The sequence below is a fragment of the Microbacterium sp. genome (assembly GCF_032084865.1).
Lineage (GTDB): Bacteria > Actinomycetota > Actinomycetes > Actinomycetales > Microbacteriaceae > Microbacterium.
Genome location: NZ_DAMDLU010000016.1, coordinates 19,202 through 29,595 on the forward strand (window position 1 = coordinate 19,202; position 10,394 = coordinate 29,595).

Here is a 10,394-nt window from a genome sequence, read left to right on the forward strand (position 1 = left end):
CGCGACTGGGGAGGGGCGCGCACGGGGCGGACGTCATCCGCAGGGCATCAGCCTGCGGGAACGAGGACGCGATCGATGGTGTGGATCACGCCGTTCGCGGCCTGGATGTCGGTCTTCCACCACACCAGGCGCGGATCGCGCAACTGGGGGCTCTCGTCACGAAGTCTGATGCCGCGGGGCTGCACCATGCCTCCGTTGGCCATGGTCAGAGAGCGCGACTTCAGCACAGCCAGCGGGGCCAGCTTCTTCCCCGCCACCACGTGGTACAGGAGGATGTTCTTGATCTGGCTGGCGGAGAACGCCATCGTGATGGTGTTCAGCGCGTCGGTCTCGCTCGCCGGTGCGGTGCCGGTGAGATCGGTGACCAGCCGGAGGAACGCTCGATCGTCGGGAGCGAACACGGTGTAGGTCTGCGAGGTGTCGGCGAGCGCGCCCTCGAGTCCGGTCGCCAGCACCGCCTGCACGAGGATGTCGTAGTCGCCCGGATCCTGATCGGGCGTGCCCCCGCCGGATGCCGCGACGGCGACGTCGACGATCGTGCCACTCGGCGGGCGGGGCTGGTCATGAGCCTGGGCCGGCGCGGCGGTGAGCACCAGGGCGGCCGCGGCAGTCGCCGCGACTGCGAGACGTGTCATCTTCTTCATGTTCGGCTCCTTCGATGAACGCCGGGCCACTCGGCCCGCGAGAAGGTATTCCTCCGCAGGCCCGGATACGGATGCAGCGGCGTTCCTTTCTGCGGTGAATGCGGTTAGCGTGTGAGTGCCGTCGGCGTCTGGGGCTCGACGGAGGCAGGAAGCGTCCGTCGATGAGTGATGAAGACATCGAGAAGGATCTCGCATCGCGATTCCGCGACGGCGATGAGCGCGCCCTGGAAGAGATCTATCGCCGCTGGAGTCCCGTCGTGTACACCCTGGCGCTGCGCTCGCTCGGCGATCGGGCCGACGCCGAAGACGTCACGCAGCGTACGTTCGTCTCGGCCTGGAGCTCACGTGTCTCGTACGATCGGGCACGGGCCAAGCTGTCGACCTGGCTGATCGTCATCGCGCGGCGGCGGATCGCCGACGCCCACGAGGCGCGTTCGCGGCTGCGGGCGACGCAGAATGAGATCCTGCGCACGACGGCCCCCGAGGATCTCGTGCGCGAGCCGCCGGATCTGGCTGACTCGCTTCTGCTGGCGCGTGAGATCGACCGGCTCGAGCCCGAAGCGCAGCGGGTCGTGCGTCTGGCGTTCTTCGAGGACCTGACGCATGTGCAGATCGCACAGCGATTGGACATGCCGATCGGCACGGTGAAGAGTCACATCCGCCGCAGTCTGCAGCGGATGCGCGCGAGATTGGAGGCGCCGCATGTCACACCTTGACGACGAGCAGCTCGCTCTTCTCGCGCTCGGCGAGAGCATGGCATCCGTCGCCGATTGCGCGCATCTGCGCGAGTGCGCCGTCTGCGCAGCCGAGCTGCGCGAGCTCACCCGCACCGTGACGATCGCCCGCACCGCCGTCGACGGCGCTGAACTCGAGACGCCGCCGCAGCGGGTGTGGGCCGCGATTGCCGCCGAGGTCGGCGTGGCATCCGCCGCCGAAGGCGACGACGCCGACGCCGACGAACTCGCCGCACCCGCGGGACGCACCGAGACCGACCGAGGTGGACACCGTCCGCGGCGCCCGCGGCGGCGCGCTGTGTTCGCGCTCGCCGCGGCGATCGTGCTGATCGCCGGCATCGGTCTGACGGCGTGGGGCGCGGCACGTACGAGCGCGCCGACCGTGCTCGCGGATGCCACACTGTCGGCATTTCCCACCCATGCCGGGGCGAGCGGGTCTGCTGATCTCGAGCGTGCACGAGACGGAGCGCTCAGTCTGGTCGTGACGACCACGATCCCGCCGGCCGCGGCTGGCTACCGCGAGGTGTGGCTCATCCGGGGCGACGGCGGCGCTCTCATCAGTCTCGGAGTTCTCGACGGCAGCTCGGGCACCTTCGCCGTTCCCGCCGACATCGACTTCGGTGAGTATCGCCTCGTCGATATCTCTGCGGAACCGGCGGACGGCGACCCGGCGCACTCCGGCGACTCGATCGTGCGCGGCGAGCTGCGGGGCACCTGATCCGCAGCTCGCGGGTCGCCACCGGCGAGGCCAGCCGTCAGCATCCCGCCCCTCCGGTAGCCTCGGAACATGGCGAATGCAACGACGCAGACCAGGAAGCGCGAGGCCTTCGGGTCGCGCAACGTCTTCATCATGTCGGCAATCGGATCTGCGGTCGGGCTCGGCAACATCTGGCGGTTCCCGTACGTCGCGTACGAGGGCGGCGGCGGTGCATTCCTCATCCCCTACCTGTGCGCGCTGCTGACCGCCGGCATCCCGCTGCTCTTCTTCGACTACGCGATCGGCCACCGCTTCCGCGGGTCGGCACCGCTCGCGTTCCGGCGGATGAGCCGCGCGGCCGAGCCGCTCGGCTGGTGGCAGGTGCTGATCTGCGTCGTGATCGCCACGTACTATGCCGTGATCATCGCCTGGGCGGCGATGTACACCTGGTTCTCGGCCCAGATCACCTGGGGCGAGGGCAACGAGCAGGACTACTTCTTCTCCGACTTCCTAGAGATGGGCGACATCAAGAACGGCATCTCGCTCGAGTTCGTGCCGCAGGTCGGCATTCCGCTCATCGGCGTGTGGCTCGTCGTGATCACCATCATGGCGCTGGGCGTCAAGCGCGGCATCGGCGTGGCCAACATGATCCTCATGCCGTTGCTGACGCTCATGTTCGTCACCCTCGTCGTGCAGGCGCTGTTCCTCCCCGGCGCCATGGACGGGCTGAACGCGTTCTTCACCCCGAACTGGGAGGCGCTCGCCGACCCAGGCGTGTGGGCATCGGCCTACGGCCACATCTTCTTCTCGCTGTCGGTGTCGTTCGGCATCATGGTCACCTACTCGTCGTACCTGAAGCGCAAGACCGATCTGACCGGATCCGGTCTCGTCGTCGGCTTCGCGAACTCCGGTTTCGAGATCCTCGCCGGCATCGGCGTCTTCGCTGCGCTCGGCTTCATGGCGCAGGCCCAGGGCACCGACGTCTCCGGCGTCGCATCCTCGGGCATCGGCCTGGCGTTCATCGCCTTCCCGACGATCGTCTCGCAGGCGACCGGCGGCTCGATCTTCGGCGTCCTCTTCTTCGGCGCCCTGGTGTTCGCCGGCATCACGTCGCTCATCTCCGTGCTGGAGGTGGTCGTCGCGGCGCTGCAGGACAAGCTCGGATGGGGCCGGGTGCGCACCACGCTCACGGTGGCGATCCCCGTGGCGCTGATCTCGATCGCGTTCTTCTCGACCACCACCGCATTGCAGGTGCTCGACACGACCGACGCGTTCATCAACGCGTTCGGCATCATGGCCGTGGCCCTGGTCGCCGTCATCCTCGTGGCCTGGATCCTGCGCAAGCTGCCGGTGCTGCGCGAGCACCTGAACAGGCGATCGAGCTTCCGGCTCGGCTGGACGTGGATGCTGCTGGTCGGCGCGCTCGCCCCGGTCGTGCTCGGCTACCTGTTCGTCAGCGAGATCATCGCCAAGGTCACCACGCCGTACGAGGGCTATCCGCTGTGGTTCCTGGCGATCTTCGGCTGGGGGACGGTGGTCGCGATCATCGTGTTCGCGATCCTGCTGTCGCTGCTGCCGTGGAGCCGTCGCTCGCACGCGAAGGACGATCCCGAGTACGACGAGTTCCTCGACGTCGAGAACTACGAGCCGGATGCCGAGACCGCGAGCATCGCCGTCGCGGATGCCCGCACGAAGGGAGCACGACCATGACCCCCACCGCTGTCGTCATGATGATCGTCGCGATGGTCACCGTGTGGGGAGGGCTCGCCGTCGCCGTCGTGAACCTGGTGCGTCACCCCGAAGTGGCGGAAGACGAGCCGGCGCCGCCCGTCGAGCTCTGACGGACCTGCCGGACCAGGCGGAATGCCGGAACACTGGCTGAATCGGCCGGGTGGTGGTTGAATCCGATCATGCCGTCAGATGCAACGTCGGGCCTCGAATCGGAGCGCGTCGCCGATGCGCTCCGAGAGGACATCATGTCGGGTCGACGCCCACCGGGATCCCGACTGGTCGAGCGCGACATCGCCGCCGAGCTGCAGGTGTCGCGGCTGCCGGTACGCGAGGCGATCAAGGCGCTGGTCGCCGACGGGATCGTCGTGGCACGGCCGCGCAGCTGGGCGACGGTCCGCGAGTTCTCGCCGCACGACCTGCAAGGCTTCTTCGAGGTCCGAGAGGCGCTCGAGACGCTCTCGTTCGTGCTCGCCGCACAGCGTGTCGACGAAGCCGGCATCGCGCTGCTCGAGTCGCTCGTCGCGCAGGAGGCCGCTGCGGCGGCGCTCGACGACGTCGAATCCGCGCGACACGCGTCGACGGCGTTCCACATGGCCGTCGTCCGGCTGTCGCAGAACGCCATGCTGGTCGAATTGGCGGGCTCTCTGGTCACCAGGCTGCGCTGGCTGTTCGGCCAGCACGACGACCTCGCCGACATGGCATCGACTCACCGTGAGATCCTCGACGCGATCCGCGCGCGAGACATCGAGGCCCTGCGGCGGCTGGTTCCCGCGCACCTTGCGGAAGGACGGACAGCCGCTCACGAGCGCATGTTCGGGGCATCCGCTCCGCGCGAATGAACCCACCCCACCGCTGTCGGTGGGGTGCCGGTACGCTCGATGCGGGAGGTACTCGTGGGACGAACAGCTGATGCCGTCGCCGAGGGCGTCGCGATCGCCACGGCGGCCGTTCGGCTGACCGTGAAGAACCAGATCCTGGTCGGGACGATCGCACAGGGCGGTGCCTTCGAGATCGACCACTACATGGACGAGGCCCGGGTCGCGCTGCGTGCGATGGCCGACGAGTCCGAGCAGGCCGCAGAGCACCTCACGGCCCTGCGCAAGCGCGCCCGCGGCCGGCACTCCGATCCGCACGGCACCCACGACTACCGCGACCGGGATGTGCGCAATCTGCGGCGACGCGCCAAGCAGTCGCTCGGCGTCGCCACGCACCTGCGCGAGATGACCGACGACCCCGAGGCGCTGCGTGCGCTCGTGGAGGAGGCGAGGGCGGCGGCGTGGACCGATGTGCGCAGCAACCTCGATCGCCGGCTGCGCGTCGAGGGGATGCGGGCGGATCAGGATCCCGAGTACGAGCAGATGCGCGAGGCGCGGATGCAGGCCCTCAAACTCGTCGACCTGCAGGCGCTCTCGTCGGAGCAGCGCGCCCGCCGCAAGCGCGAGAAGGCGGCCGAGAAAGTGGCGGAGAAAGACGGCTCGCGGGCGGAGCGAGACGGCAAGCGCGCGCTCTGGACGCGCCGGGCGTGAGCCCGCCCCGCCCGGATTTCGCTTCTCGTCGAAACGTGTTGTAGGCTGTTCTTCGGCCCGCTGAGCGGGCCGTGCGCCCCTAGCTCAATGGATAGAGCATCTGACTACGGATCAGAAGGTTGGGGGTTCGAGTCCCTCGGGGCGCGCACTGTGTTGAGACAGTAGTGAAACCCCCGTCGCGAGAGCGGCGGGGGTTTCGCCTTTCCTGAGGGATGCTGTCCACGGCCGGGCGAGAGGATGTCGGTATGGATCTCGATGACGCGTGCACCCTCATGGCGCTGCTTCACGGCCGCAACGGGAAGCCGATCGGCGATCTGATCGGCGGGTGGGACATGCTGCAGGCTGACGTCCCCTCTCGCGAGCAGATGGAGAGGGGAGTGCGTCTGCTCGTCGGTTCAGGGCTCGCTGAGGTGGACGACCGGTGGACGATGAGGCTCACCGACGAGGGGGCGAGAATCCGCCGATCCGTGAAGCCCGTGCAGGGCGTGCGGCAGCTGCCGCGGAAGCTGTGCGTGGCCCTCGGCGAGCTGGATCTGCAGAGCGCGCCGATCACCCTACCACCCAGCGCGTTCGATCCGGCCCGGCTGCGGTACCTGCAGGGGGTGACCGATCGGGCGGCTGCCCGGCGGCGCAGGCCCTTCTGGAAGCTCTGGGGCTGATCCGGCCTCCGGTGCGGGCGGCGGCCCGGAGGAGCCCTGGCGGACGTAGGCTGGGGGCGTGACTGCGTACGTCTCGGCTTTCGATCTGTTCTCCATCGGTGTGGGGCCGTCGAGTTCGCACACCGTCGGTCCAATGCGCGCCGGCGTCAACTTCGCCGACCGTCTGAGGGCCGAAGGACTGCTCAGTCGCGTCTCTCGTGTTCGGTGCGAGCTGTTCGGCTCGCTGGGAGCGACCGGGTTGGGTCACGGCACTCCGGATGCCGTCGTCGCCGGCCTGCAGGGACTGCACCCCGAGAGCTGCGACCCCGACGAGGTGCGCGAGCTGTGGAGCCGCTGGCCCGAGGGCCGCGATCTGATGCTGGCAGGGGAGAACAGCATCCCGTTCGCGAAAGACGACATCGCCTTCGTGCCGCGCACGCGGCTGCCCGGCCACCCCAACGCGATGACCCTGCACGCGCTCGACGCCGAGGGCGCGCCGGTGCTCGAGCAGACCTACTACTCGATCGGTGGCGGCTTCATCCGCCGCGACGGCGAGGAGGCGCGGGTGGTCGCGGCCCCGCAGCCGTACCCGTACGACACCGCCGAAGAGCTGCTCGCACTGTGCGACGAGACGGGCATGTCGATCGCCGAGATCGCCCGCGGGAACGAGATGGCGGTGCGCTCCGAAGAGCAGGTCGCGACGGGTCTCGACGCGATCTGGGATGCCATGGCGTCGTGCGTCGATGCCGGACTGCACTCCGGGGGCACGCTGCCCGGCATCCTGAAGGTGAAGCGCCGGGCGGGCGACATCCGCCAGCAGCTCGAGGCGGTCGAAGCCGACGGGCATCCGGCGCTTCCCGGCGAATGGCTGGGTGCCTTCGCGCTCGCCGTGAACGAGGAGAACGCGGCGGGCGGTCGCGTCGTCACCGCCCCGACGAACGGCGCGGCCGGCATCCTGCCCGCGGTGGCGATGTACTGGTGGCGCTTCCTCGCCGACTCCGGCCTGGGCGTCGGCAACGCGGTCACCCCGCACGGGGAGCTGGTCGGCAGCGCCCTGCTCGGCTTCCGCCCTTCGGCTGGGGCGATGAGCACCCCCGATGGATCCCCACGCACCCCCGATGGGTCCCTGAGCTCCTCCGATGGGTCCCTGAGCCTGCCGAAGGGCGACGCGGTGGCCGAGGCGAACCGGCGCCGCGGCATCCGGCGATTCCTGCTCACCGCGACGGCGCTGGGCTCGCTGTTCAAGGCGAACGCGTCGATCTCGGGCGCTGAGGGCGGCTGCCAGGCCGAGGTCGGCTCGGCATGCGCGATGGCGGCCGGCGGCCTCACCGCAGTGATGGGCGGCACGGTGCGGCAGATCGAGAACGCCGCCGAGATCGCGATGGAGCACCACCTGGGGCTCACCTGCGACCCGATCGGCGGGCTCGTGCAGATCCCGTGCATCGAGCGCAACGCGATCGCCGCCTCGACCGCGGTGACGGCGGCGCGTCTCGCGCTGCGCGGCGACGGCCACCACTACGTCTCGCTGGATGCCGTGGTCGAGACCATGCGCCAGACCGGTCTCGACATGTCGACGAAGTACAAGGAGACCAGCGAGGGCGGTCTCGCGGTGAACGTCATCGAGTGCTGACGATTGTTCACCCGTGAACTGGTTCGCGGGTGAATAATCGACGCATGATGAACCCGGCGGACGCCGTCGTCATCGACGGGCTGCGCGTACGACGCGGGCACCACGACGTGCTCGACGGGCTGTCGCTGCGCATTCCCGGCGGGCAGGTGATCGGCCTGCTCGGGCCGTCGGGGTGCGGCAAGACGACGCTGATGCGCTCGATCGTCGGCGTGCAGCGCGTACACGGCGGCACGGTGACCGTGTTCGGCGAGCAGGCCGGTTCGCCCGAACTGCGGCACCGTGTCTCGTACGGCACACAGGGCTCCGCCGTCTACGACGACCTGAGCGTGCGCGAGAACCTCCGGTACTTCGCATCCGTCGTCGGCGCATCGCGCTCCGACGTCACCGGTGTGATCGAGCGGGTGGGGCTTGCACGCCACGCGCAGCAGACGGTCGCCGATCTCAGCGGCGGTCAGCAGAACCGCGTCTCGCTCGCGGTCGCCCTGCTCGGCGAGCCCGAGCTGGTCGTGCTCGACGAGCCGACCGTCGGTCTCGATCCCGTGCTGCGGGCCGAGCTGTGGGGGCTCTTCCGTCAGATCGCCGACGCAGGCACGACCATGCTCGTCTCGAGTCACGTCATGGACGAGGCGCTGCGCTGCGACCGGCTGCTGCTCATGCGGGACGGACGACTGCTCGCCGACACCACGCCACGGCGGCTGCTCGACGACACCGGGCAGACCGACGCAGAGAACGCGTTCCTCACCCTGATCGAACGCGACGTCGGTCACGAGACGCGCCGCTCCCGGCGGGGGGTCGAGTGATGAGCATCCGCCGCGCGATCGCCACCGCCGGGCGGGTGCTGCACCAGCTGCGCCACGACCCTCGCTCGATCGCTCTCATGCTGGTCGCGCCGAGCCTGCTGGTCGGGCTTTTCGCCTGGCTGTTCGCCGATCAGGAAGGCGTCTTCGACCGGTTCGGCGGAGCGATCCTCGCGCTCTTCCCGTTCATCGTGATGTTCCTGATCACCTCGATCACCACCCTTCGCGAGCGTCGCTCCGGCACGCTCGAACGGCTGATGACGACCCCGCTCGGTAAAGCCGACTTCATCATCGGCTACGCGCTGGCCTTCGGGCTGATGGCCGTCGTGCAGGCGATCATCACGGTGACCTTCGCCGTGTACGTGTGCGGTCTGCAGGTGGACGGCCCGCTCTGGCAGCTGGGTCTGGTCGCCGTGGTCGACGCCATTCTCGGCACGGCACTCGGCCTGCTGGCCAGCGCATTCGCGCAGACGGAGTTCCAGGCGGTGCAGTTCATGCCGGTGCTCGTGTTCCCGCAGATCATCCTGGGCGGGCTGTTCATGCCGCGCGACCAGATGCCCGATGTGCTGTACGCGATCTCGGACTGGCTGCCGCTGAGCCACGCGATCGACGCGATCGAGGGTGTCACGGCGGGCGACGAGGGCTGGGACGTCGGCTCGCCGCTGCTGATCGTCGGGGCATTCGCGGTCGGATGCCTCGTGCTGGCGCCTCTGACGCTGCGCCGACGCACGCCCTGAGCGACGGTGAGCACGCCGCCACGGGGAGTGACGGGGCATGAACCCGTCACTCTCGGGCGGCGCGCTTCGTGGAGTGCCGGGTGGGTGCGGCGGCCCAGGGGTCCTCGGGCCACGGATGCTTCGGATACCGGCCGCGCATCTCCGCTCGCACCTGCGCGTACGGGCCCGACCAGAACGAGGCCAGATCGGCGGTCACTGCGAGGGGTCGCCCGGCGGGGGACAGCAGGTGGAACAGCACCGGCACGCGCCCGCCGACGAGCCGCGGCGTCTGTGCCCAGCCGAAACACTCCTGCAGCTTGACCGACACCACGGGTTGCGCGGCGGGTTCGTCGAGCGGGGGATAGCCGATCCGGATGCGCGAGCCGCTGGGCACCTCGAGCCGTTCGGGAGCGAACGCGTCGAACTCGGCGGCGGCCGGCCACGGCAGCAGCCGGCGCAGCGGCGTCACGAGGTCGATGCGATCGGCCGGAGTGCCGCTCGCGAGGGCCGTGAGCTCGGGATCGAGCCAGTCGTCGAGGCGGGCCAGCAGGGCAGCGTCTGAGACGTCGGGCCAGGGCGCGTCCAGCTCACGGTGCAGCAGGGCCATCCGTCGGCGCAGCCCATCGGCGGCATCCGACCAGGTGAACACGTCGAGACCGTCTGCCTGCACGGCGCGCTGCACAGCATCCCGGCCCTCTACGGCAGACGCACGCACCGGGACGGACGAGCGCACGATCGCCCCGACGCGTCGCTCGCGGCGGGCGCTGACACGGCCGCCGATCAGCTGCGCCTCGACCCGATCGGTGATCAGGTGATCGGCGGCGCGCTCGACGTGCTGCTCGGTGATCGCCGCGGCGGTGCGGATCACCGCGCCCGAGCCGGCGGTGACCCGACCGGATGCCCGTGCGACATCGGCCACGGCCAGCCACTCGGTGTCGGCGAGGGGGCCGCTGATCCCCGCTCGGGTTCCGGATGCCAGCAGGAACGTCGCCCCGTCTGACGAGCGCTCGACCCGCTTGGCGATCCGTGCGGGGAAGGCGAGCGCGACGACGAGCCCGACATCGTCTGAGCGGCCACGCGCAGACCCTTCCGGTGGCAGGAGACGCACGAGGCGGTCGACCTCGCGAGCCCACCGCTGCGCATCCGGGCTTCGACCGTGACGCAGCGCGCCGACGGCGGCGGCGATGTCGGCATCGGGCACGCGGATGTCACCGCCGACCAGCGCGACGACCTCGGCGGCCGCCCGTGCGCCGACCAGGCTCGACCCGTCGCGCAGCGCCC

12 protein-coding genes and 1 tRNA gene are annotated in these 10,394 nt (G+C 69.8%); 11 read left to right on the plus strand and 2 right to left on the minus strand.

Translation table 11 applies throughout. From position 1 onward, the window contains the following. Positions 1-47: 47 nt before the first annotated feature. Entirely contained in the window at positions 48-644 is a 597-nt protein-coding gene (locus RT309_RS03195; RefSeq protein ID WP_313355262.1) for a fasciclin domain-containing protein, read from the minus strand. 161 nt (positions 645-805) lie between these two features. Here RT309_RS03195 and RT309_RS03200 point away from each other — a divergent pair, with 161 nt between their 5' ends. From RT309_RS03200 to RT309_RS03250, 11 genes are all read left to right on the plus strand, one after another. Continuing rightward, positions 806-1,360, plus strand: a complete 555-nt coding sequence (locus RT309_RS03200; RefSeq protein ID WP_313355264.1) for a sigma-70 family RNA polymerase sigma factor — start codon at positions 806-808, stop codon at positions 1,358-1,360. Beyond that, on the plus strand, positions 1,347-2,096 hold the full coding sequence (locus RT309_RS03205; RefSeq protein WP_313355266.1) for an anti-sigma factor: 750 nt from the start codon (positions 1,347-1,349) through the stop codon (positions 2,094-2,096). Before RT309_RS03200 ends, RT309_RS03205 begins: the two co-directional genes overlap by 14 nt. Positions 2,097-2,165: 69 nt before the next feature. Continuing rightward, positions 2,166-3,785, plus strand: coding sequence for a sodium-dependent transporter (locus tag RT309_RS03210; RefSeq protein ID WP_313355268.1), 1,620 nt, complete (start codon positions 2,166-2,168; stop codon positions 3,783-3,785). Beyond that, positions 3,782-3,916, plus strand: coding sequence for a methionine/alanine import family NSS transporter small subunit (locus RT309_RS03215; RefSeq protein ID WP_313355270.1), 135 nt, complete (start codon positions 3,782-3,784; stop codon positions 3,914-3,916). Before RT309_RS03210 ends, RT309_RS03215 begins: the two co-directional genes overlap by 4 nt. A 69-nt stretch (positions 3,917-3,985) precedes the next feature. Then, positions 3,986-4,645 carry a GntR family transcriptional regulator gene (locus RT309_RS03220; protein ID WP_313355272.1) on the plus strand — a complete coding sequence of 220 codons (660 nt, stop codon included), beginning with the start codon at positions 3,986-3,988 and terminating at the stop codon, positions 4,643-4,645. Positions 4,646-4,699: 54 nt separating this feature from the next. Continuing rightward, positions 4,700-5,332, plus strand: coding sequence for an asparagine synthase (locus RT309_RS03225; protein ID WP_313355274.1), 633 nt, complete (start codon positions 4,700-4,702; stop codon positions 5,330-5,332). A 73-nt stretch (positions 5,333-5,405) separates the two neighbouring features. Further along, positions 5,406-5,478 (plus strand) — tRNA-Arg (locus RT309_RS03230). Positions 5,479-5,577: 99 nt separating this feature from the next. Next, complete coding sequence (locus RT309_RS03235; RefSeq protein ID WP_313355276.1) at positions 5,578-5,991, plus strand: hypothetical protein; 414 nt, start codon at positions 5,578-5,580, stop codon at positions 5,989-5,991. 58 nt (positions 5,992-6,049) lie between these two features. After that, a complete protein-coding gene (locus RT309_RS03240) occupies positions 6,050-7,600 on the plus strand; it encodes an L-serine ammonia-lyase, iron-sulfur-dependent, subunit alpha (protein WP_313355278.1) in 1,551 nt (516 codons plus the stop codon). Between the two features lie 44 nt (positions 7,601-7,644). Beyond that, entirely contained in the window at positions 7,645-8,400 is a 756-nt protein-coding gene (locus tag RT309_RS03245; RefSeq protein WP_313355280.1) for an ABC transporter ATP-binding protein, read from the plus strand. Beyond that, positions 8,400-9,134, plus strand: a complete 735-nt coding sequence (locus RT309_RS03250) for an ABC transporter permease (protein ID WP_313355282.1) — start codon at positions 8,400-8,402, stop codon at positions 9,132-9,134. Before RT309_RS03245 ends, RT309_RS03250 begins: the two co-directional genes overlap by 1 nt. 46 nt (positions 9,135-9,180) lie before the next feature. Here RT309_RS03250 and RT309_RS03255 read toward each other — a convergent pair. Further along, positions 9,181-10,394, minus strand: a 1,214-nt coding sequence (locus tag RT309_RS03255; RefSeq protein WP_313355284.1) for an ATP-dependent helicase C-terminal domain-containing protein, incomplete at its 5' end; no start/stop codon positions are given.